This is a genomic window from Arcticibacter eurypsychrophilus, assembly GCF_001730525.1.
Classification (GTDB): Bacteria; Bacteroidota; Bacteroidia; order Sphingobacteriales; family Sphingobacteriaceae; genus Arcticibacter; species Arcticibacter eurypsychrophilus.
This window is the reverse complement of record NZ_MDFN01000020.1, coordinates 36349-58979: the sequence shown is the minus strand read 5'-3', so window position 1 is coordinate 58979 and position 22631 is coordinate 36349. Positions and strand designations below refer to the sequence as shown.

Below are 22631 nucleotides of genomic sequence, written 5' to 3'. Positions count from 1 at the left end.
ATCAGAATCGAAGGTTATAATTTATAAATGGAATCGCAGAAGCAAAAATAGATAACTGATAACCCTTCACCGCACCCTGCTCAGTCGTAAAATAGGTCGAATACGGATTATGTCTTCCCGTTACATTATAGATCCCCAGTGTCCATGAACTATGAATCCATTGATGAACTTTATGGTTCCCATCAATATTCATAGAGAGGTCTGTCCTGAAATAGTTCGGAATCCGGTATTGATTACGATCCGAATATAGCAGCCGTTCCGATCCGCCATAATAATACTTACCTACCGGAAGCGTAATAGGCCTTCCTGTACTGTAAGTCACATTAGCCGAAAGGCTAAACCTGTGCGATGCTTTATAATTACCCACCACGGTAAAATCATGCGGTTTATCATAATTTGCAGGATAATACGCACCATCATTGACCAGCTGAATGGCAGTAGGATCATCCATCTTCAAAAACGTTCTCGAATACGTATAACTAATCCATCCATTGAGCTTACCAGCCGTCTTCTTGATCATGAGTTCCAAACCATAAGCCTTTCCCTGTGTGTTAATCACATCCTGTTCAATATGATGATTCAAGATCAGTGTCGCCCCACTCTTATAATCCAGATAGTTATTCAGCCACTTATAATACACCTCCATGGAAGTCTCAATCGTATTCGACTTTAAGTTCTTATATAATCCCAACGACACCTGTTTCCCTTCCTGCGGCTTAATATTCATATCACTCAACTTCCAGATATCTGTAGGCGCAATAGCCGTTGTGTTCGACAACATATGAATATACTGCCTCAACGTATTGTAGGCCACCTTAACAGAAAAATCACCCGTAAAGGAATACCTGGCCGAAACACGATATTCCGGTCCACCATACGTCTTCACCACATCCCCCTTTTTATACCCGACACTATCCGTGATGTTAAACTCATTTTTAGGCAAGCCATCCGCATAGGTATACGTAGATGCCGGACCCAGAGAATTAAACAACGAATACCTGATCCCCACATTTAAGGACAAGGCCGGAGTAATCTCAAAACGATCGCCCAGATACAGCGCACTTTCCAACGCCTGTTCAGGATCAAGAACATCCGGACTAACCAGTGATTCCGCACTTGCAGGAACAAAACTTCCCGGATGCAATTTGTAATAAATACTACTGGCCCCAAAGTCAAGCGTATGTTTGGAGTTCACATAATACGTAAAGTCTGTTTTTACGTTAGATTGATTAATATCAAAACCCATCTTATACGCATTCACCACATTATCCTCACTATTCACCTTATACTCATAGCGGTCTATCCCAGTTGAAATACTCCCGTTGAACTTGTTATTAAAAATATGTTTCCATTTTAGCGAAGCATTCGTATTGAAATATCTATAAACTGTATCGCTATTCAAATTAAACCGGTCGCTGCTTAAATACCCGGTTATCGACAAACTATTCTGATCATCAAACTTATGATGCAGATGCAGATCAATATCCGAAAAAGCAGCCTTACTATTCTTATATCCCGATTTTGCAGGCAATTCCCTTAACAGCCAATCTGAGTAAGTCGTTCTGGCGCCAATCATAAACGAAGTTCGATCCCTAATAATCGGGCCTTCCAGATTAATGCGACTCGTTAGCAAGCCAATCCCAGCCGTACCCGCAAACTTTTTATTATTCCCTTCCCGGCTATGCACATCCAGCACAGAAGAGATCCTTCCGCCAAATTTAGCCGGAATACTACTTTTATACAGTTCAATATCCTTTATCGCGTCTGAGTTAAAGGCCGAAAAGAAGCCAAACAAATGCGAAGGGTTGTATATAGTTGCATCATTATATAAGATCAAATTCTGATCCGTACCGCCGCCCCTGACATTAAAGCCCGTACTCGCTTCCCCCACAGACTTCACACCCGGCAAAGTCAGGATCACCCTTAAAATATCAGGCTCCCCAAATACCGTAGGGATCTGTTTGATGGTAGCCATACTCAGTTTCTCCACACCCATTTGCGTATTCCTGATATTCGCAATCTTCTCAGCCGAAATCTTCACTTCATTTAAAGAACGAACCTGATTAATAACCTCAATATCCAGTTTGCCATCCGAAAACAAATTAATGATCCTTGAAGCATCCCGCATTCCGATAAAACGAATATTCAGCACATGCCTGCCAGCAGGAAGACTGATCGAGTAATAACCGGACTGATTCGTACTCACGCCAATTCGAGGAGACTCAATATATACACTAGCCCCAATTACCGGCTCACCACTGTTCGCCTCTTTAATATAACCCGCCAGCGTCACGTTTCCTTTCTTAAACGTTGCCGTCCGGTTCCCAATCGTATACACCTTATTAGCCGATGATGCCACAGCAGTATTCTTGTCTACGTCCACCAGGAACTCAGAAATTAAAGGCGGCTCTTCATTTGTCAGAGGAGCCTTAATCCCACTATTATCCCAAAACCCCTCAGGCAGACCAACAACAAGTTCCTGGTCCAGACTCAGAAACACATGTTTCTCAAAGTCAATTGCATATTTAATCTTCGTATTCAAAAAAGCACGGGTAAGCACCGCATCAAGCGGCATATTTTCAAAAGTTACACTAACGCGGAGACTATCAAAAGCAGTGCTATCGTAGTAGATCTTGCAATCCGCAGCTTTCTCTAAATAGTCCGCAAACTCAGAGACCTTAACCCGATCAAATTGTTCCGACAATAGAGGGCCTTTTTTATCCTGAGCACAAAGCTGCGCCAGACCAAAAAACAGAAAAGCAGAAAGAAAGATTAGCGAGTAGGAAAGGCGCATAGGTTAAAGTTTATCATCATACTTTTTGGAAGCAATTACCAAAGCAGCCTCTTTACTTTTTCTAAATTTCACATGATTTTTTCTAAGATAGACTGCCACCTCTTTCTTTTTATTGCCAAGCAGGGCATACATCTCTTTCTTAGAATTCACAGGGTGATAAGAGCCCCTGATCAAAAAATAATACTGGTTTTTACTTATAAACTCACGTTCCAGACTTTGCATGTTGAGCAGCTCAGAAATCATTTTACTTCTCCTGGCATACAAAGAAATAGAATCACCTGCATAAATCTCTTCATAAAACCCCGGAAACAATTTAGAGTCCAGGTAAGTATCACCTATTTTCTTAAAAAAATGCCCATTCATATTGAATTGATCCACTCTCTCACTAATAAGAGATAGTTTATATAAGCCATCATAATGAAGAATAATAACCTGATCCATAACCAAATCATAAAGGAGAGGGAGCTTATACCAAACATGGTCATAATGCACATTCCCTTCCACCATTTTATCCGTATCAAAATAGGCAAAACCCTTAATCTGCCTAAAATAGCCCCGATGTTCAGGTCCATTATAAAGCACTAATTTTTTGTCAGGAGAATTCTGGTAATAGTTAAGAAGACCACTGACAGCTTTCGAGTAATAAACACTATCAGCTACAGGCGATTGAGAAAACGCTTTACCGGGGGAAAAAGAAAAGATCAGTAAAATTGATAATATAACCTTTATGGCGACAGACACCTTGAAAATATTTAACGTCAAGTTAGATACGGTTTAATAAACAGAACAAGTTACACATAATCTATATATTTAAGCAAAAAATGACCTAAATAGAAATTTTAATTTGCTCAATACTAAAAAAACCCCACTCTAAATAGAGTAGGGTTGTCCAAATTATACTATATAAATCTAATTAATGATCATCCTCAGAAAACTTCGTTCTCTTATAGCCTGACATATGATAAACAGTACCTGGATCATCAGTATATTCAACTTCAAAGTAAATAGAGTCAGTTACTGCCTTAGATACTGGACCAATTGAGCCACCTTTAATAATTTTACCATTAGAAACAGTAAAAGATACCGGATAACCCGTGTTTGTATTAGTCGTTTTGGCTACAGAAAATGTTTGATTCGTTAAATCAACGTTCACTTTTCCCGCAACTCTTCCAAGAGAAGCACTTCCCCAAAAAGAACTCAAATCATCCAGCCACATTTCAGTTGTCGAATTAGCTGATGTATTATAAGTCGCAAATTGAAAGTAACTAGCCCCAACTTCTTCACTTTGCACCCACCATGTTCCAGCCATTGTTTCAACTGCCGTTCCTCCAACTTCAGGATCCTTTTTGCAAGAGCCTAGAAATACAATTGCCAGCGCTGTAATAAGTATGTATATTTTATTATTTCTCATGTTTTTAGATTATTTTTTTACGAATGTTCTTGGACTAGTTCCATAAGTAGCATTTAAAATAGTCCATACATATTGAAGCGGACTAGCTGTCGGATTATAAACACCCCCAGAAGAAGACATTGTACCTGCACTGGTCTCTTGTTGAGGGATAGCAATTAGGTTACCAGAATAGTTTACTGCTGTAACTGTTACTCCAGTTGCACCTCCAGGATTTGCTACCGTATAAACACCATTACCCGTTTTCGTCCATGTAGACGTTTGACCATTAGGTGAACCTCCGGCATACCGATCATACGTTCCGCTATAATTATGGTTAGGTATATCAGCAGATGTAGACATCACGATCACACTTCTGTAAGCTGTTGCTGCAAAGCCATCCTCATTTTTAGCTGCATAATCAATAACATAGACTCCGGGAACAGCAGTATTAACTGTTCCTGAAGAGGTAAATTCAACAGAAGTTTCACCAACCATAGCTGTTACCCCAGCATCTGTATAAGTCGTCCCCTGGTTTACAAAAGTCAACAAATCACCCTTTAACGTGATTATTGGATAGTTTGTAATCTTCGAGATCCCAACATGACCCTCCGGATAATTAAAGTCATCCTTTTTGCAGGAAAATATGCTTATGCTTAGAAGCAACAGAGCGATTAAATTTATATTTTTTTTCATACTTAAATTCTTAAATTATAATTACTTAGCCCACCAAACCTTAGTACCAATACCAACCTCTACAGGCGTATTGGCGTTTCTATCTCTTTCGTAATCTGGAAAGACTAATCGCTTAGGGAAACTATTTCCAATGGAGCTGTTTCGAGAATATACCCATTTACCAGGAGTGTAACCTTCGGACTTAGAATTGATGTAAGCACCTGCACTATTTGTACTTGTACTAGGATAACCTGTTCTGTTATGCTCAAAAAAGCCTTCAAGAGCATGAGAACCAGGAAAAGATGCCCACTTCTGAACGATAATTGCTTCCAGTTTTTGCTCAAAAGTTCCGGATACAGGATAAGGATATAAACTACCACGGCTAACTCCCGCACTAGCAAACGCTGCATCAACACCTGCATCATACATTGCTTTTGCACCAACTCCAGCAGAGTACCGTTCTAAAACTTCAGCCTGCATAAAATAAGATTCAGCTTCAGAAATAAACCATACAGGGTCATTAGCATGTTGCACAAATACATCAGCACTATTGTAGGTAGGTTCCTGAATAGCAGTCGAGGTATAATCACCCTGATGAATTCCAATAACAGGAGCAGTTGTTTTAGCAAAAAAAGTTGCAGCTCTAGGATCGCCATTTGCATTTAACCAACTAGCGAAAGTATAGCTGGCTCGTATATTAACAGCAGTATTTAATCTTCTTATGTTGAACTCATAAAAAGGATTACTACGATCAGGACTATCGGTAAATACATTAACACCAGCATCTGCATCTAAAAACTCAGCTCCATCTGCATATAGTTTTTGTATACCAGCACGAGCCTCAGCAGGTTTAGCATTTACCATTCTTAAATACATTTTAAGCTTTAATGTATTGGCAAATTTCACCCAATTATCCATATTACCAGCAAACACAAAGTCCGTGGTTTTTTGCAAAGGAGTAAATTCATTACTGTAATCATGCGCAAGGGCAGCATCAATCTCAGTAAGTAAACTTGTATAGATGGTATACCCATCGTCAAATTTTGGTTGAAGATTTGCCCCACCTTGCAAAGCTTCTGAATATGGCACTTGATCATATAAATCGACAAGTACTTCATAAGTGTATGCTTTCATAACTGTAGCCATTAGATTATAGCGCCAATCATTTCGTTCCACCGATTTTGTAATTGCCAGCTGATAATTACTTAAAGCACCAGCATACAGTTGCTGATATGGATAATTTACCTCTTCTGATGATCCTGTTAAATTATAACCATCAATTGACCTATACTGAGATGAACCAGCACTATTTGCCCAGTACTGAGACCAAATTCCACCCACAATGGCTAATTGACCGCCAATCATACCAGCAGAAGACATAACAGCTGAAGGAAATAATACTTCCGGAGTCGCATTCTCTACTCCTGGATTATTTGGATCTTCATTTATATCAAGTATCTTCTTACATCCGGACGAGCCGATCAAAGCAGCAATTATGATATATATTCTAATATTTATATAAATTCTTTTCATGTTGTTGTATTACTAAAAAGTTACTTTTAAAGCAGCTCCTAAAGAGCGTGTAGACGGACCAGTTCTAAACTCACCAAATTCACTTGTCAGGTCATTACCATAATTTGAGACTTCAGGGTCAATTGTTCTGTTTCCAGAAGGCAACCAGGTATAAAGATTTCTTCCATAAACAGTAAAAGTAGCACGATCCACTTTTAAGCGGGAAGCAATGCTTTTCGGAAGAGAATAACTCAAGGTAACATCCCGCAGCTTGAAGAACGTTTTATCAAGAATACGATTATTATAGGCCATTCCACGGTTAGTAGAAGTATAGTAATAATCATCAATAAAATCCTCTGCAACTGGTACCGTATTTTCAACGTAGGAAACATTTCCTGCATCATCAGTAACCGCAGCAACAGAATTAGGCACAATGAAAGTATTCCTATTATTATAAGTTGTTTTTACATCATTACCTACAAAGTTTAGTAAATCAGCCGTTCCTGAATAAAATACACCACCTTTTCTGTAATCTAAAGTAAATCCTAGATTAAAAGCTTTATAGGTAAACGAATTAGATAAACCCATTGTAAACTTTCGTTGTATTGAACCATAATAAGCGTCATCTCCAACCTCTGGCATTCCATTAGCTTGATTGACAACAATTCTTCCTTCTGGATCTGTCTTAGCAACCGGGGCTTCAAAAACACCTAAAGGCTGACCTTCTCTAGCTACTAAATTTGCATCGTACGCTGTTTCTAATATTACTTTATCCAATCCTACTGGCAATTCCAACACTATGTTTCGATTTTTTGTATAGGTATAAGCAATATCCCAGGTAAAATTCTTCGACTTGATAGGAGTTCCGTTAACAGCAAGCTCAATACCACGATTACGTACCTTACCGAAATTTACGATTGCAAAATTGTATCCAGAAGAAGGAGAAACATCTATTGGCAAAATCTGATCATCTGTGATCTTATTATAGTATGCCAAATCTAAACCAACCCTGTTATTGAAAAACCGAAGCTCTGTTCCAAACTCAGTTTCAGTACTTATTTCCGGTTTTAGCTGAGCATTGTTGATTGTGTTTGAAATATCGAAACCTGCTACTCCAGCAATTGGGAAAGTGATTGTTGTTCCCGCCCCCCTAACTGGTATAACTGAAGATCTTAATATATCATAGATTCTATAAGGATCGGTATCACTACCTGTTTGTCCCCAACTTGCTCTAAGCTTAAATAAGCTAACCTTAGCGCTAGACATATCAAATGCATCAGACAATACTAAAGCAAGATTTGCTCCAGGATAAAAGAAGCTGTTATCACCTTGAGGTAAGGTTGAACTCCAGTCATTTCGAGCATTTAAAGACAAATAAGCGAAGCTATCATATCCCAAAGTAGCAGTACCATAAACGCCTAATAATCTTCTATGTGTTGATCTTTCAGTACTAGTAGGGCTATTTAATGAGTTAGACAACTGATAAAACCCAGGTATAGTTAGGTTTTCCACTGAAGTGTAAAGAACCCGGCTTCCCCGGTCATTGAAGTTCAATCCTACAAGTCCGTTCAGTTGAAATTTTGAACTTATCTTTGTATCAAATATTGCATGTACTTTAGAATCATACTCAAAATAGCGTTCAGAACCTTCAACCACATCACCAACATCAGCAGCTCTAGGATAACCTTCCACATTGGCGCCAGCGTTCCAGCTACCAGGAGAAGGCTCATTTTTCGCATGCCATATTTTATCATTTGCATTTGTAATATCAGCACCTTGTTGAATCTGAAAAGTAAGCCAATCAAATGCCTTGTATTTCAAATCAACGTTGCCATACACTCTATTACTTTTAAAAGTTGATCCATTCTCGTTCAACGAGTAATATGGATTCTCTGCAAAAGGAGTAAAATAATTATCTACGTTAAAATAAGTATTTTTATAATCCTTGAAATCTGAAATTGGTAAATCCACTGGGATTTGAAGAATTTCCTCATAAAAGTTTGCACCAGAACTAGAACCCTGACCAGTTTGAACAGACTTCGAATTTTTACCAACATAATTCATAGAAGCACTTGCTGTGAAAGCCTTATACTTAGTAGAGCCATTTAAAGACAAGCTATTTCTTTTGTATGAATCATTATCAGTAGGGAGAACCCCATCGCTAGACAAATTTCCGTAAGAAAGGAAAAAAGTGGAACCTTGTGGACTACCTCCGCTGATGGAAAGCGTGTTATTATATTCTGTCCCCGTATCAAAAGCATCACGAAAATTATTCTTTATTGAAACAAAAGGTTTTAATAATTGAGAATTATCAACAATAGCGCCCCAAGGACGAATTTGTCCATCTAAAGCCGGACCCCAACTACCATTTTCTGATAGAATAAAGGAACCGTCCCATCCCTGACCAAATTTGGTTTGTAATTCAGGAACAATAGATACATTAGTAAACGCAGCAGATGATGAAAGGTCAATTTTCAAATCTCCACCTTTACCTCTTTTAGTAGTGATCAAAATTACCCCACTCGATCCTCTTGAACCATATAATGAAGTTGCAGCAGCACCTTTCAATATATTGACACTTTCGATATCATTTGGATTAATATCATTTGCTCCGTTACCAAAGTCAAAAGATTGAGAAAGATCGCCTGCAGTACCTGAGGGAGCAGCTCCACCTGGCCTAGTATTATTGATAGGAACACCATCAACAACATACAGTGGCTGATTATTTCCAGTAATTGAAGAAAAACCCCTCAAAACAACCTTACTAGATCCACCTGGAGAGCCTGAAGTATTTGAAATATCCACACCTGCAACTTTTCCCTGTAATCCCTGAGCTAAATTACCTGGCGATGCACGGTTTATTTCTTCTGAGCCTACAGTAGTTGCCGCATATCCTATGGATTTCCTTTCTCTGGATACACCCAATGCAGTTATGACAACTTCACCTAACTGTTTTGCATCATTTCCTAGACTTACATCAATAACATTTTTGGAACCTACACTGACTTCTTGCGTTGTATAGCCTACATAAGTAAATACTAGGATTGAGCTACTTTTTGTAACCTTAATGGAATATTGTCCATTTGATCCAGTCTGTGTACCGACCGTAGTGCCTTTTATTCTGACACTCACTCCAGGAAGCGGAAGTCCGTCATCCTTTCCTTTAATTGTACCTGTTACAGTACGGTCTTGTGCTATTACACTTGTACATAACAACAACAAGATGAACAAATTTGATAGAATTCGCTTCATATGTGTATTTTTCAATTAATGATTAAAGTACTAAAATGATGAGTTTATTCCGATTTTCAAACTTTTATTTACATTATTTTAATAATTCTCTAACAATTATTCATTTAAAACTAATATTTATCATTTTTTTTTTAATATTTCCTTTTTCCAATTAAGAAATATTGCGAAATCAAGCTTTCAATATTCAACAACCATCGAGATTTAATCATTCCTGCGCCGTTCAAACTAACTTTTATCGATATCTGTCAATGCTTACGGTTATCATAAGAAATTACCATTTCTTTCTTTTTAAGAAAACACATATTTATTTAGTACTATGTATTGCATAGTACTAAATAAATACCATATCTTTGTTTCATGATAGTAGAGAATACACAAACACAAATGAGGAAAGGAGTACTGGAGTACTGCATCCTCTCTATTATCTCGCGTGGCGAGATATACGCCTCCGACATTATTAATGAGCTGAAACAAGCCAAAATGCTCGTCGTTGAGGGTACCCTATATCCATTACTTACCCGCCTGAAAAATAACGGGCTCCTAAGTTACAACTGGATAGAATCAACTTCCGGTCCTCCTAGAAAATACTACCAGCTCACAGAAGCCGGAAAAGTCGTCCTCCAAAAACTGGACAACACCTGGGAAGAATTAAAATTCGCTGTCAAAACTTCTATAGAAGGAACTCCTAATAACAAATCCTCAAACCTGTAATATCATGAATAAGACTATAATCATCAACATTAACGGCATCGTTTTCCATATTGAAGAGGATGCTTACGAAGTGCTCCGGTCCTACATGACCGAAGTTAAACGCCATTTCGCTTTCTCATCCGACAACGACGAAATTGTAATGGACATCGAAAACCGCCTGGCCGAAATGTTTACCGAACGCCTTGCAGAACAAAATAAGCAAGTTATTGTGCTGCAGGATGTATCCGACATCACCGCAAGAATGGGCAACACCAACGATTTCGACATCGATACCGACGAAACGGAATTTTCCGCTATTCCTAAAGCAAACCGCACCTTATTTAGAGATATGGATGACCGTGTGGTTGCAGGTGTTTGCTCCGGTTTAGGTTACTATTTTAACATGGAGGCTAAATATGTCCGCTTAATTACGGTCATCGCCACCATTTTATGGGGCACTGGACTAATTGTCTACTTAATTTTATGGATTGTTATTCCCAGGGCTAAAACCCGCACAGAAAAAATGGCCATGAAAGGTGAAGCGATCAACTTACAAGGCTTCAAACGTAATTTCGACGAAGAAGTAGATGCCTTAAGACAAAATATAAGTGATGCCGGCACACGGTTGAAACCTGGTTTCAATGCCGCGGAAGACTTTTTAAGGGGTGCTGGCGAAAATACCGGCTCTTTTATTACCAAACTCCTGAGCATTATTTTTAAACTTATCGGCGCCTTTGTCATTTTCGTCTGCTGCAGCTTACTGTTTGCTTCGCTATTAGGCCTTCTGTTTGTAATGGGTTTCATAAATGGAAATGAGCTGGATGGCTTCCCTTTTAACGTAATTAATCCAGAATATCAGTCGCCCATCTATTTTAGCGCTGCTCTTCTGATTGTTATTCCACTTATTGCCCTCATATTATTTACCTTAAAGGTGTTGTTTAATAGAAAGATCACCGGAAGAACGACTTCCTTTGCGCTTTTAATTATTTGGCTCACCGGTTTAGGTATGGCCGTTTACTATGGTGCCAAAGTTGGTGCTGAATTTAAAACAGAAGCCAACTTCGAGCAACAATCATTACTTAAGTCGTATCCTGTTTACCATTTAAAGCTTAATGAAGCGCGTTTTTTATCTAAAGGGGATAGTGTAGACTATAATATCACTTTCAATGGTCGTCATGGCCGGGTGAAAATGGGTGCTGATCTGGGCGAAATTCATTTCTTTGTCCAAAAGAGTGACGACAGTCTGACTACCATCATGAAAGATTTCTCTGCACGGGGAAGGAATTTTCAGTCTGCTTTAACGAATGCACAGCAAAGTGGCTACTCGTTCGTTCAAGCTGACTCCACTATTACCCTCGATAAGTATCTTTCCTTCCCCCCTAAACAGGCTTTCCGCGACCAAGGATTGAATGTCACCCTAAAGATTCCGGTCAATACGCACCTGATCATTGATGGTGAAATGAACAATATCATTCGTGATGTTAATTTAAGGGATTGTCTTCCTGAAGATAGCGACTGGAATACGCCTTCGGAATGGATCATGACGGAAACCGGTTTAAAATGTGCGGATGAAACGCTTTTTAAAAAGAACACGGAGCCGGAATAATTGCTTAACTAATTTTAGTTTAAGAGTGACCAAGTGACCCTCAAATTACCCTTGATGCAAGGTTGAGGCCACAGTGAGGCCACAGTGACGCCACGTTTTAACGGGAAAAGGTGGCCTCACTGTGGCCTCAACATGGCGTCACTGTGGCCTCACCGGTAATCTGACCTTATTTAAATCTTAGTTTAATCTAGATTTGATTTTACTTAGTTCAGGGTCAAACTGATCTTTTTATTCGGGACAACTTCCATCTTAAAAAATTAAGACACAAAAAAAACGGCTGACTCAGTAAAGAGACAGCCGTTTTTTAAAAGTATTTCATAATTATTCTACAATAGTTACACGAATCATATTGGTTTTACCCTTCTTTTCGATTGGCATAGCTGCTGTATTGATCACTACATCTCCTGGCATAATCAACTTTTCTTCTTTAAGAATACGATTTACGTCGCTGATGGTTTTGTCAGTGCTATCGATCTTATCATAATAAAAGCTTCTTACTCCCCAAAGTAAACTCAATGTTCCTAATAATTCTACATTATTTGTGAAAATATAAGTTACTGCTTTAGGACGGTGACTTGAAATTTCAAATGCGGTATATCCGGATGAGGTCATCGACACGATACCCGTTGCATGAGTCTGTGTGGAAAGATGAACCGCAGATCCACATACTGCATTAGAAATAAAACGTGGTGACTTAGTGTCTAAATTCTTAGGTGTATGGAAAGGATAAGCTGTTTCTTCAATGTTCTTGATGATTTTGCTCATGGTTTCAATAACAATGACAGGGAATTCACCAACTGAAGTTTCTCCGCTTAACATCACTGCATCTGCTCCATCTAATACTGAATTGGCAACGTCATTCACTTCTGCACGTGTTGGGCGAGGAGTGGTGATCATGCTTTCTAACATCTGTGTAGCTACAATAACTGGTTTTGATGCTTCAAGACATTTTTTTACAATCATTTTCTGAAGTACCGGAACCATTTCCATTGGCATTTCAACACCTAGATCTCCACGGGCTACCATCACTCCGTCTGTTGCGGCAATGATCGCGTCAATGTTTTCAATTGCTTCTGGTTTTTCAATCTTGGCAATTACTCTGGCTGTTTTCCCGCTCCTGTTAATGATGCGTTTCAGGTCAATGATGTCTTCTCCTGTACGTACAAATGATAATCCAATCCATTCTACATCATTCGCTAATGCAAATTCTAAATTGTCTAAGTCATCTTCAGTTAAACTTGGGATCGATACTTTAGTATTTGGAAGGTTAACGCCTTTACGTGATGTCAGGATTCCTCCATGAACAACTTCGCAAATTACTTTATCCTTGTTGTTAGTATCTACAACGCGCATTTGAAGTTTTCCATCATCTAAAAGAATGACTTCGCCTGCACGAACATCTTTAGGGAAATTAGTATATGTAATGTAGATCTGCTCATTATTACCAACCATTTCGGTGGTAGTAAGGGTGATCTGAGTACCGTTAACTAATTTGATTCCACCATCCTGAACCATTCCGATACGGATTTTAGGTCCCTGTAAATCTGCAAGAATACCAACATGAAGTTTGTATTGATGATTGATTTCGCGGATAATCTCAATAACCTTTTTGTGATCTTCCTGACTTCCGTGCGAAAAGTTTAAGCGGCATACGTTAACGCCTGCTTTAATCATGCTCAGTAATGTTTCTTTACTAGAGGAAGCCGGCCCAAGGGTGGCAACTATTTTTGTCCGTTTGTGAACTTGTCTCATCTTATTATAAACTATTGTTATTTGTTAAAGTGTATACGTTACACCATTTTTAATTTTTTCCTTTAAAATATTATATTCTCTATTGATTTAATTTTTTGAGGACTTACTTCTGTTGCGTTTAAGATCTCCGGTAGTTTGTTTAATCCTTCAATTATAAACTCTAAGTCGTTTTCGTCAATATAATTTTTAATTAAAATAAAGTAATCTACGTTTTTCATTTCGGGGATCAAATAACCCTCCGTACCTTTGTTGGCCAATAAGAACAGATCTGTTTCTGATTCAGGTAGTTGATAATGATACCTGGAAAAGAACACATCCCCAATATTGGTCAAATGAACAGATAAATCTTCAATACGGGCAAAATCAGTAAAGATTTGCCGGTTGATTTTGAAACATAACAGGTAATCTTTTAAAGAAGATGTCACTGCTATTAAAACAAAATCTAGATCTAATTCGTATTTAAGTGTAAATTTGTTCAAAATGGTATACGAAAACACCGCGAAGGTACAAAAACATACCAAAAGCTTATTATGATGTTTATCATTTTTAACCAAAATTAAAAAGGTTTGATATTTATCATTTTTTATTTTTCTTTGCAGATAATTAATAACCATATAAAATAATAGAAACTATGTCTGATATCGCTTCAAGAGTAAAAGCAATTATCGTGGAAAAACTAGGTGTGGATGAAAGTGAAGTAAACCCTGAAGCATCGTTCACAAACGATCTAGGAGCAGACTCTCTGGACACCGTAGAATTAATTATGGAATTCGAAAAAGAATTCAATGTCGCAATTCCTGATGATCAGGCTGAAACAATTGGCACTGTAGGCCAGGCGATAGCCTACTTAGAAAAGAACGTAAAGTAATCCCGCTTTCAGAGCATAAATGGAGCTGAAAAGAGTTGTTGTAACAGGACTAGGTGCGCTTACCCCAATAGGAAATACGGTTCCAGAGTACTGGAACGGTCTTCTGAATGGAGTAAGCGGAGCTGCTCCGATTACTAGGTTTGACGCAAGTAAGTTCAAAACGACCTTCGCTTGTGAAGTTAAAAATTTCAAACCTGAAGACTTTCTTGATCGTAAAGAAGCAAGGAAGTTAGACCCATTTGTACAGTTTGCACTCGTTTCAACTGAAGAGGCTGTTATCGATTCCGGAATGGATTTTGACAATCTGGATACCAATCGCATCGGAGTAATCTGGGGCTCTGGTATTGGAGGGTTAAAGACTTTTCAGGATGAGGTAAGCGCTTTTGTAAAAGGTGACGGAACGCCGCGATTTAATCCTTTCTTCATCCCAAAGATGATTTTAGACATCGCGCCGGGACATATTTCCATTAAGTATGGGCTTAGAGGTCCTAACTTTTCTACTGTAGCTGCTTGTGCGTCTTCTACAAACGCATTGATTGACGCATTTAATTACATCCGATTGGGTATGGCCGATGCAATCATCTCTGGTGGTTCTGAGTCTATTATCCATGAAGCTGGAATGGGTGGCTTTAATGCCATGCATGCCCTTTCAACCAGGAACGATGACCCCGCAACTGCTTCGCGCCCTTTCGATTTAGATCGTGATGGCTTCGTTACAGGTGAAGGATCGGGTACTATTATTCTGGAAGAACTGGAACATGCACTCGCCCGTGGTGCTAAAATCTATGCAGAGCTGATTGGTGGAGGTATGAGTGCTGACGCTCATCACATTACAGCGCCTCATCCGGATGGGTTGGGTGCAAAATTGGTGATGAAAAACGCATTAAAAGATGCTGGCCTTACTACTGCGGATATTGATTATATCAATGTTCATGGAACGTCTACCGGTCTTGGCGATAAAAGTGAATCTAAAGCTATCGTAAGTGTTTTCGGTGAAGATGCTTATCGATTGAACATTAGTTCAACTAAGTCGATGACAGGTCACTTACTTGGCGCCGCTGGTGCCGTGGAAAGTATTGCAGCTATCCTTGCGGTTAAAAATGACATTGTGCCTCCTACGATCAATCACTTTACGGATGACCCTGAAATTGACCCTAAATTAAATTTAACGTTTAACGTTGCCCAGAAACGCTTAGTTCGGGTGGCGCAAAGCAATACGTTTGGTTTTGGCGGTCATAATGCCTCGGTTATTTTTAAAAAGTACGAAGGTTAGTCAAGGAGTACAAATTTACCTTAAGTCCCGGGTCTGCTGAAGGCTTCTGCTTATAAATTGATTTTATTACAAATGGATTTATAATTTGTTGCTTTTCTTAAGACTTTGGGCTTTTGACTTTAGACAAAGGTCTTATAAAAACGAATGCCAATATCTTCCATTTATAAGTTATACTTCTCGCCCCAACGTAAATACGTTGCGTTGATGAAGAATTTACTTGGCTTCGTTCCGGGTAATATTAAGCTTTATCGCATGGCCTTCAGACATCGTTCTGTTGCCATAATTTTAAAAAATGGTACCAAAAACAGCAACGAGAGGCTTGAGTTTCTTGGTGATGCTATATTGGGTGCTGTGATTGCAGACGAATTATTTAAGCGTTATCCTTACAAAACAGAAGGCTTTCTGACCGAGATGCGTTCCAAAATTGTGAGTCGCGTAAACCTGAATCAGCTAGCCAAAAAGCTGGGTCTCGACGAATTAATTGAGTTTGACAACCGTATTGTTAGTTTTCCTACCAAGCAAAGCTCACTATTAGGTGATGCTTTTGAGGCCTTGATCGGTGCCATTTACATGGATAAAGGCTACGAATTTACCCGCAATTTCCTTCTGGATCACATTATTAAACCTCATGTTGATATTTTGACCCTTGAAACTACAGAAACTAATTTCAAAAGTAAGCTGATTGAATGGTGCCAGCGCCAGGGAAAAGAGGTGACTTTCGAAACCGTACCGAATGCAGAAGGTGAAAGTGCTAAGCTTTTTACTGTTAATGCCTTGGTTGAAGGGGAAATTAAAGGAATCGGAAGAGATTATAACAAGAAAAATGCAGAGAAATTGGCTGCAGAAAAGGCCTGTATCATCATGGGAATTTAATTTTCAGGCTTTAATTAGGAGTTATTGAGGTAATTCTTATATTCTGCACTCGGTAATATGGAAAATAATCATTACCGAATGCAAGAATTTTATACGTATGCTGTTTTTTTATTTTACTTCTTTCGCTTCTCCCTTTGCTTTCTTTTTGAAATAGCCTTTTAAAAGGAAATTATGTTGCAAAGCTTCCATGTTTTCATCGAGCTTAGCGGAACTGGATTCCAGGTTGAGCAATGTTTTCTTTAAACTTTCTGCTGTTTGCTGATCATTTAGTAAGACCCCTATGGCATTGTCCTTATTATTTAATTTTGCGCCTGCGGTAGTTAAATCATTGGAAAGTGTTGCTGCGGAAAGGGATAGTCTTTTTATTTCACCTACAGAGCTCTGCAACTGAGAAAATACAGCTGTATCGGTTAAGAGCTTATCTACTAATCCACCTTTATGGTTCATCTTGTTTGAAAAATTAGATAGGGAAACTGCTGTATTGTTTATGTTCTGAGAGGCGCTGCTTAAACCTGCCATTGTATTGCGCAGACTTCCTGCCATTGTTGAATCGGTGAGTAAGGCGCCTATTGAACCTTTGCCTTCTACCATACGGGTAGTAATCACACTCAGGTTTCCGGTGATGTCGATCAGGTTTTTATTATTGGCCTGAAGATCTTCCATCATTTTATCGGTATCCAAAGCTTTTTTAACACCGATCCGATCACCCGATTCTACATTGGGAAGGTTTAAACTTCCTCCTTGGATGACAATAATTCTGTTCCCAATGATTCCTTCGGAACTGATCTGTGCTGTTGCGTTCTTATGAATGTATTTCTGGGCTTCTTCTTCTACATTCATCAGGATCTTTACCTGAGAGCTACCATAGAAGTCAATCTTCTTAACGGTTCCGATCTTAACACCGGAAAACCATACGTTATTGCCTATTTTAAGTCCCGCTACGTTATCAAAGATCGCATTGATGTTAATACTCTTGACGAAACGTTTTTGCTGACCAGCGAGCGTAAAAATGCCCGCTACAAAAAGAACGATTCCTAGAAAAACAAATATTCCGACTACTACCGAGCGTTTATTTTCTGATGCTTCCATTAAGATGTAAAATTATATTTATAAAAAGTTTGAATCCGCTCATCTTCGCTGGCAAAGACTTCTTCGAAAGTTCCTGTTTGGGCAAAACGTCCTTCCAATAACATCATGACACGATCGCCGGTAGATTTCGCACAGGTAAGATCATGAGTGATAATAATAGAGGAGGTGTTATATTGCGCCTGAACTTCGTTAATCAATTTATTAATTTCAATACAGGTGATTGGATCTAACCCCGCTGTTGGCTCATCATATAACATGATTTCGGGCCGCATGATGAGTGTCCGGGCTATTCCTATCCGTTTCCGTTGTCCTCCGGAAAGTTCAGATGGCATTTGATTGAGCGCTTGTAAAAGGCCTACTCCCTCGAGCACATCTTCAATTTGGAAAGCAATCTCCTTTTTTGTGAGATGGGCTGAATTACGTACTAAGGGAAATTCCAGGTTCTCCTTTACAGTCATACTGTCGTATAGGGCACTGCTCTGAAAGGAAAACCCAATCTTCAAACGGAGCTTCTGTAATTCTTTGATGGAAATTTTGTCTACTTCATATCCCAGCACATGCACGGTTCCTTCATCGGGTTTGAGTAAACCGGATATAATTTTGATCAAAACTGATTTTCCTGTACCTGAGCGACCGAGAACAACCAGGTTTTCACCTTTATACAGCTCGAGGTCGATACCCCGGAGTATATGCAGATCACCAAAAGATTTTTTTAATCCTTTGATCGAAATAAGATGCTGACTTTCATCAATGGGTGTGGATTGTTTCTTCATTAGCGTATGGCGTTTACGATCTGCACAACAAGTATTTCTTCAATAAAGATCAGAAACATGGAAACCACTACTGCTGAGTTGGCGGCTTTTCCTACGCCTTCTGTTCCTTTTGATGAATTATAACCCTGATAACATCCTACAGCTCCTATAGTGAATCCGAACAGGGTTGTTTTGATGATGGAAGAGAATAAATCGAGAAATGATATATTTTGCAAAGCACTGACTACGAAGGAAGAATAACTGGTTTGTTCATTCTGGTTTACATTGATATATGATCCTATCAGACTGACGATACAGGTGTAAACGGCTAACAAGGGAATCATAAAGGTGGTGGCGAGCATTCGGGTGACGACCAGAAACTTGAAGGGATTGGTTCCGGATACTTCCATGGCGTCAATTTGTTCGGTCACATTCATGGATCCTAACTCGGCACCTATTTGTGATCCGACTTTACCTGCTGTAATTAAGGCGGTTACCAGGGGGGCTAATGCTCTTATGATGGCAATTGAAACCAGACTGGGAAGCCAGGAGGTTGCTCCAAAATCGGCCAGTGAGGGGCGCGATTGCTTGGTAAAAACCAATCCGGTAATAAATCCGGTAAGTGTGATTAAGGGAAGGGACTTATAGCCGATCTCATAACATTGCCGCACAACTTCTTTGAATTCGTAAGGAGGAAACAGAACTTCTTTAAAAAAACGTAGGATGAATTTATAGACATCATACAGATTAATAAAAATCTGATCGATCTTTCTTGATACAATATACTTACCTGATCTCTTCATTGAGGAACTATAATGTCTGTATTTCTGCATTCCTGACTATTATAGTCTTTTGTTCAGAAATTAGTATTTGGCGCAAACTTAAATCAAAATAAAATAGCTTATATCAATATTTGCTGATTTATTATATCATTTGATATTAAGATGTTTTAACTGGATAATTGTTTTAGATAAATGCAAAATGAGTGATAACATGTTTTAATTATTACAAATACTAAATATATTAGTATTTTTGATTTATGTCACACGAGAATAACGATCATTACTTTAAGGGCAGGGGAGCTCAGATTAATACACATAATCGGTTTTCGAAAACAAAGTATGTGACGGAACATATTGAAGGTTTGGATGAGGAGCTATATGAAAATTCGGCTACACAGCTAATTGAGACTTTTCCGAAAACGATAGTAAGCCGTTCGGAGAGTCCGGATGTAGGTTTTAATTATTCCATTAATCCGTACCAGGGATGCGAGCATGGCTGTTTATACTGTTATGCGCGGAATTCGCATGAATACTGGGGCTTCAGTGCGGGACTGGATTTTGAGCGGAAGATTATCGTCAAACGAAATGCGGTTGCCTTGCTGGAGACTTTTTTGAATAAACCGGGTTATCAGCCAGAACCGATTATGCTTTCAGGTAATACGGATTGTTATCAGCCTTTAGAGCGGAAATTGAGGATTACAAGGGAACTTCTGAAGACTTTTTTGAAGTATAAACATCCGGTTGGGTTGATCAGTAAAAACAATCTGATTGTTCGGGATGCTGATATCCTACAGGAACTTGCTTCTTTAAACCTGGTGCATGTGGCCATTACTATTAATTCGCTGAATGAGAGTTTAAGACAAAAGATGGAGCCCCGGACGGTAACGGCTAATAGCAGGTTGAAAGTGATTAATAGCTTGAGTTCTATAGGGGTTCCTGTTCGGTTGATGGTTGCGCCCATTGTTCCGGGATTAAATAGTGATGAGATTCCAGCTTTGATTAAGCGTGCTGCAGAAGAAGGCGCTAAAGCTGCTTCTTTTACTATGATCAGGCTAAATGGAATGATTGCCGAGGTGTTTACGGATTGGATCCAGAAAGCGTATCCGGACCGAGCCAATAAGGTGCTGAATATGATTGCTGCGTGTCATGGCGGGAAGCTGAATGATAGTCGCTGGGATACCAGAATGCGTGGCGATGGGAAGATAGCGGAAAGTATACATGCGCTGTTTAAGCTTTCCATTAAGCGGTACATGCCTGACAATGGATTACCGGGATATGATTTGAGCCATTTTATCCCTGCTTCAGGAAGGCAAACTTCGATGTTTGGGGAAAGGTAATGTTTTAGAAAATAAAATTTTAGTTAAAATTTGGCAATCTAGTTTGTTCACTTTATATTAGTGTTCACAAATAAGTGAACATGAATATAAAGTGAACATGAAAGAGCGTGTAATTGATCTGGTATTGCAAATGTTTGAGGAAAAAACAGGAATCAAGGCAAAGTGGTATGTCACTAATGAACATAAAACATGTGATGGGCAAATTGAACTGATAAGAGGCGACACAAAATATAGAATGCCAACTCTTTTTAAAAGGGAGGTAAAAAATATCAACTTGGTTCAGTTTCAGCAGCTAAAGGAGGAGATTGGCGAATTTGTGATCATTGCAGAAGTTATCTATCATGGGATAAGAGCACAGCTAAGGGCAATGCAAATAAATTATTTGGATGCTGCTGGCAACTGCAACATCCAAAAGAACGACTGGATGTTTTTAGTAGAAGGTTTTAAGAACGAGATTCAAATTGCACAAAAGAAGGAGAGCGCATTTACAAAAACAGGATTGATACTCGTGTTTCACTTTCTAAATGATCCAAAATATTTAAATACTACTTATAGACAAATGGCAGAAGATTATGGTATTGCCATTGGAAACATAACTAAGATTATAACTGCACTTAAGAAACAAGGTTATATTCTGCAATACAATAAGAAGGAACTCCGGCTTTTAAAAAAGAAAGAATTACTTGAAGAATGGGTTGCGGCTTACGCCCATAAACTTAAACCAACTCTTGAAATCGGGCAATTTAAATTTGCCAATGGTTTTGAAAAGGACTGGAAGAAACTTCCGATTCGAGCAGAAGAAACACAATGGGGAGGTGAACCTGCCGCAAATCTCCTTACCGGTTATCTAAAACCTGGAAAGTTAACGCTCTACAGCAGTAGCAATAAAGTTGATCTTATTAAAAAGTATCATCTTGCACCTGATCAGAAAGGCAATTTGACTTTATTTAAGAAGTTTTGGAAATTTAACCCTGTACTTGAAGATACCGTTCCACCCATATTGATTTATGCTGACTTGATCAATACAGGTGACCCAAGAAATATCGATACTGCAATAAAACTATACGATGGACTACTTAAAGATCAATTTTGAGGAAATGCGCTATGGCGCAATGCATTTTACTTTTGAATCTCTAGAGACAGCATTCAAAAAATTTGAAATTGATTTTTATCTTATTGGGGCATTCGCCAGAGATATGTGGATGAATCATCTGAATGATCTTCCTGAGCGCCGGACTACTAATGATGTCGATTTTGCGGTATACATAAATGATTATGAAGATTTTAATACGTTAAAAGATTACCTGGTGGCAGAAGAGGGGTTTACAAAAGATGATGAGCCTTATCGGTTATATTCTAAAGACGGAACCATGATTGACTTAATCCCATTCGGCGGAATAGAAAACAATAATGAAGTATATCTTGACGGAAATCCCCCAATGGCTATATCGGTTTTTGGAAATAGGGAAGTACTTAACTATGCGCAAACTGTAGATTTAGCAGATGGCAGTTTTAAGATCTGCACACTTCCCGGTCTATGTATTATGAAACTAAGATCCGGGCATGAAAATGGTTATAGATTCGAAAAGGATTTGGGTGACTTCGATTATATCCTGGAGAATTACTTTGATATTGCTGGAGATACCATTTATGATGATGAATTTGAGGACTTAATAGAGGAAGACTTTATTCCGTTGCTATCGGCTGTTAAAATGTTGGGGAGGCAAATGAAACCCATTTTAAATCAATCGCAGGAGTTGACTCAAAAAATCATCTCTATTCTTGATAAGAGAAAAGAGAAGTTTACTGACTTTGAAATTGATCAAATGTATGCGTCAGATCCTAAAGACTTAAAAATTATACGCTTCAAACTAATAAGCTTCAAACTAATAAGCACATTGAACCAGGAACTAGTTAAGTGATGGTATGTTTGATTAATAAAAAAAAAGAGCCTGATCATGAATTTATGATACAGGCTCTTTTTTTTTA

19 protein-coding genes are annotated in these 22631 nt (G+C 38.7%); 8 read left to right on the top strand and 11 right to left on the bottom strand.

Annotation, left to right across the window (positions count from 1 at the left end):
* Window position 1: 1 nt before the first annotated feature.
* The 6 genes from BFL47_RS12190 to BFL47_RS12165 form a co-directional block, all read right to left on the bottom strand.
* Window positions 2–2794, bottom strand: coding sequence for a TonB-dependent receptor (locus BFL47_RS12190; RefSeq protein ID WP_069660077.1), 2793 nt, complete (start codon window positions 2792–2794; stop codon window positions 2–4).
* 3 nt (window positions 2795–2797) lie between these two features.
* Window positions 2798–3556, bottom strand: a complete 759-nt coding sequence (locus BFL47_RS12185; protein WP_069660076.1) for a hypothetical protein — start codon at window positions 3554–3556, stop codon at window positions 2798–2800.
* A gap of 151 nt (window positions 3557–3707) precedes the next feature.
* Complete coding sequence (locus tag BFL47_RS12180) at window positions 3708–4205, bottom strand: lipid-binding protein (protein WP_069660075.1); 498 nt, start codon at window positions 4203–4205, stop codon at window positions 3708–3710.
* Between the two features lie 9 nt (window positions 4206–4214).
* Window positions 4215–4877, bottom strand: coding sequence for an immunoglobulin-like domain-containing protein (locus tag BFL47_RS12175; RefSeq protein WP_069660074.1), 663 nt, complete (start codon window positions 4875–4877; stop codon window positions 4215–4217).
* 21 nt (window positions 4878–4898) lie between these two features.
* Window positions 4899–6389 carry a SusD/RagB family nutrient-binding outer membrane lipoprotein gene (locus BFL47_RS12170; protein WP_069660073.1) on the bottom strand — a complete coding sequence of 497 codons (1491 nt, stop codon included), beginning with the start codon at window positions 6387–6389 and terminating at the stop codon, window positions 4899–4901.
* 12 nt (window positions 6390–6401) lie between these two features.
* A complete protein-coding gene (locus BFL47_RS12165) occupies window positions 6402–9620 on the bottom strand; it encodes a SusC/RagA family TonB-linked outer membrane protein (RefSeq protein WP_069660072.1) in 3219 nt (1072 codons plus the stop codon).
* Window positions 9621–9977: 357 nt separating this feature from the next.
* Between BFL47_RS12165 and BFL47_RS12160 the strand changes: the two genes are divergently transcribed.
* Both BFL47_RS12160 and BFL47_RS12155 read left to right on the top strand, forming a co-directional pair.
* Window positions 9978–10331 carry a PadR family transcriptional regulator gene (locus BFL47_RS12160; RefSeq protein WP_069660071.1) on the top strand — a complete coding sequence of 118 codons (354 nt, stop codon included), beginning with the start codon at window positions 9978–9980 and terminating at the stop codon, window positions 10329–10331.
* Window positions 10332–10335: 4 nt separating this feature from the next.
* Window positions 10336–11916, top strand: a complete 1581-nt coding sequence (locus tag BFL47_RS12155; protein WP_069660070.1) for a PspC domain-containing protein — start codon at window positions 10336–10338, stop codon at window positions 11914–11916.
* A gap of 321 nt (window positions 11917–12237) precedes the next feature.
* Here the strand turns inward: BFL47_RS12155 and pyk are convergent, their stop codons facing one another.
* Both pyk and BFL47_RS12145 read right to left on the bottom strand, forming a co-directional pair.
* Window positions 12238–13668 carry a pyruvate kinase gene (pyk, locus tag BFL47_RS12150; protein WP_069660069.1) on the bottom strand — a complete coding sequence of 477 codons (1431 nt, stop codon included), beginning with the start codon at window positions 13666–13668 and terminating at the stop codon, window positions 12238–12240.
* A gap of 62 nt (window positions 13669–13730) precedes the next feature.
* Window positions 13731–14147, bottom strand: coding sequence for an IPExxxVDY family protein (locus BFL47_RS12145; RefSeq protein WP_069660103.1), 417 nt, complete (start codon window positions 14145–14147; stop codon window positions 13731–13733).
* 152 nt (window positions 14148–14299) lie between these two features.
* Between BFL47_RS12145 and BFL47_RS12140 the strand changes: the two genes are divergently transcribed.
* From BFL47_RS12140 to rnc, 3 genes are all read left to right on the top strand, one after another.
* Entirely contained in the window at window positions 14300–14536 is a 237-nt protein-coding gene (locus tag BFL47_RS12140; RefSeq protein ID WP_016194153.1) for an acyl carrier protein, read from the top strand.
* Window positions 14537–14555: 19 nt separating this feature from the next.
* Window positions 14556–15809 carry a beta-ketoacyl-ACP synthase II gene (fabF, locus tag BFL47_RS12135; protein WP_069660068.1) on the top strand — a complete coding sequence of 418 codons (1254 nt, stop codon included), beginning with the start codon at window positions 14556–14558 and terminating at the stop codon, window positions 15807–15809.
* Window positions 15810–15953: 144 nt separating this feature from the next.
* Window positions 15954–16682 (top strand): ribonuclease III, encoded by a 729-nt coding sequence (gene rnc, locus BFL47_RS12130; protein ID WP_069660067.1) that lies wholly within the window; start codon window positions 15954–15956, stop codon window positions 16680–16682.
* A 108-nt stretch (window positions 16683–16790) separates the two neighbouring features.
* Here rnc and BFL47_RS12125 read toward each other — a convergent pair whose 3' ends face one another.
* From BFL47_RS12125 to BFL47_RS12115, 3 genes are read right to left on the bottom strand one after another with little or no spacing between them, the layout of a single operon-like run.
* Window positions 16791–17771 (bottom strand): MlaD family protein, encoded by a 981-nt coding sequence (locus BFL47_RS12125; RefSeq protein ID WP_069660066.1) that lies wholly within the window; start codon window positions 17769–17771, stop codon window positions 16791–16793.
* Window positions 17771–18544 (bottom strand): ABC transporter ATP-binding protein, encoded by a 774-nt coding sequence (locus tag BFL47_RS12120; protein WP_069660065.1) that lies wholly within the window; start codon window positions 18542–18544, stop codon window positions 17771–17773. The genes BFL47_RS12125 and BFL47_RS12120 overlap by 1 nt, the downstream gene beginning before the upstream one ends.
* Window positions 18544–19326, bottom strand: a complete 783-nt coding sequence (locus BFL47_RS12115) for an MlaE family ABC transporter permease (protein WP_069660064.1) — start codon at window positions 19324–19326, stop codon at window positions 18544–18546. The genes BFL47_RS12120 and BFL47_RS12115 overlap by 1 nt, the downstream gene beginning before the upstream one ends.
* A 236-nt stretch (window positions 19327–19562) precedes the next feature.
* Here BFL47_RS12115 and BFL47_RS12110 point away from each other — a divergent pair, with 236 nt between their 5' ends.
* The 3 genes from BFL47_RS12110 to BFL47_RS12100 all read left to right on the top strand — a co-directional run bounded on the left by BFL47_RS12110 (window position 19563) and on the right by BFL47_RS12100 (window position 22564).
* Window positions 19563–20642 (top strand): PA0069 family radical SAM protein, encoded by a 1080-nt coding sequence (locus tag BFL47_RS12110; RefSeq protein WP_069660063.1) that lies wholly within the window; start codon window positions 19563–19565, stop codon window positions 20640–20642.
* 97 nt (window positions 20643–20739) lie between these two features.
* Entirely contained in the window at window positions 20740–21735 is a 996-nt protein-coding gene (locus BFL47_RS12105) for a type IV toxin-antitoxin system AbiEi family antitoxin (protein WP_083257147.1), read from the top strand.
* Window positions 21710–22564 (top strand): hypothetical protein, encoded by an 855-nt coding sequence (locus tag BFL47_RS12100; RefSeq protein WP_139125816.1) that lies wholly within the window; start codon window positions 21710–21712, stop codon window positions 22562–22564. The genes BFL47_RS12105 and BFL47_RS12100 overlap by 26 nt, the downstream gene beginning before the upstream one ends.
* The last annotated feature ends 67 nt before the right edge of the window (window positions 22565–22631 follow it).

Bases quoted from the DNA above. Each gene is read 5' to 3' on its own strand.
- BFL47_RS12190 (WP_069660077.1), bottom strand. From the start codon at position 2,794: ATGCGCCTTTCCTACTCGCTAATCTTTCTTTCTGCTTTTCTGTTTTTT.
- BFL47_RS12180 (WP_069660075.1), bottom strand. From the start codon at position 4,205: ATGAGAAATAATAAAATATACATACTTATTACAGCGCTGGCAATTGTA.
- BFL47_RS12175 (WP_069660074.1), bottom strand. From the start codon at position 4,877: ATGAAAAAAAATATAAATTTAATCGCTCTGTTGCTTCTAAGCATAAGC.
- BFL47_RS12170 (WP_069660073.1), bottom strand. From the start codon at position 6,389: ATGAAAAGAATTTATATAAATATTAGAATATATATCATAATTGCTGCT.
- BFL47_RS12165 (WP_069660072.1), bottom strand. From the start codon at position 9,620: ATGAAGCGAATTCTATCAAATTTGTTCATCTTGTTGTTGTTATGTACA.
- BFL47_RS12160 (WP_069660071.1), top strand. From the start codon at position 9,978: ATGATAGTAGAGAATACACAAACACAAATGAGGAAAGGAGTACTGGAG.
- BFL47_RS12155 (WP_069660070.1), top strand. From the start codon at position 10,336: ATGAATAAGACTATAATCATCAACATTAACGGCATCGTTTTCCATATT.
- pyk (WP_069660069.1), bottom strand. From the start codon at position 13,668: ATGAGACAAGTTCACAAACGGACAAAAATAGTTGCCACCCTTGGGCCG.
- BFL47_RS12140 (WP_016194153.1), top strand. From the start codon at position 14,300: ATGTCTGATATCGCTTCAAGAGTAAAAGCAATTATCGTGGAAAAACTA.
- fabF (WP_069660068.1), top strand. From the start codon at position 14,556: ATGGAGCTGAAAAGAGTTGTTGTAACAGGACTAGGTGCGCTTACCCCA.
- rnc (WP_069660067.1), top strand. From the start codon at position 15,954: ATGCCAATATCTTCCATTTATAAGTTATACTTCTCGCCCCAACGTAAA.
- BFL47_RS12125 (WP_069660066.1), bottom strand. From the start codon at position 17,771: ATGGAAGCATCAGAAAATAAACGCTCGGTAGTAGTCGGAATATTTGTT.
- BFL47_RS12120 (WP_069660065.1), bottom strand. From the start codon at position 18,544: ATGAAGAAACAATCCACACCCATTGATGAAAGTCAGCATCTTATTTCG.
- BFL47_RS12115 (WP_069660064.1), bottom strand. From the start codon at position 19,326: ATGAAGAGATCAGGTAAGTATATTGTATCAAGAAAGATCGATCAGATT.
- BFL47_RS12110 (WP_069660063.1), top strand. From the start codon at position 19,563: ATGTCACACGAGAATAACGATCATTACTTTAAGGGCAGGGGAGCTCAG.
- BFL47_RS12105 (WP_083257147.1), top strand. From the start codon at position 20,740: ATGAAAGAGCGTGTAATTGATCTGGTATTGCAAATGTTTGAGGAAAAA.
- BFL47_RS12100 (WP_139125816.1), top strand. From the start codon at position 21,710: ATGGACTACTTAAAGATCAATTTTGAGGAAATGCGCTATGGCGCAATG.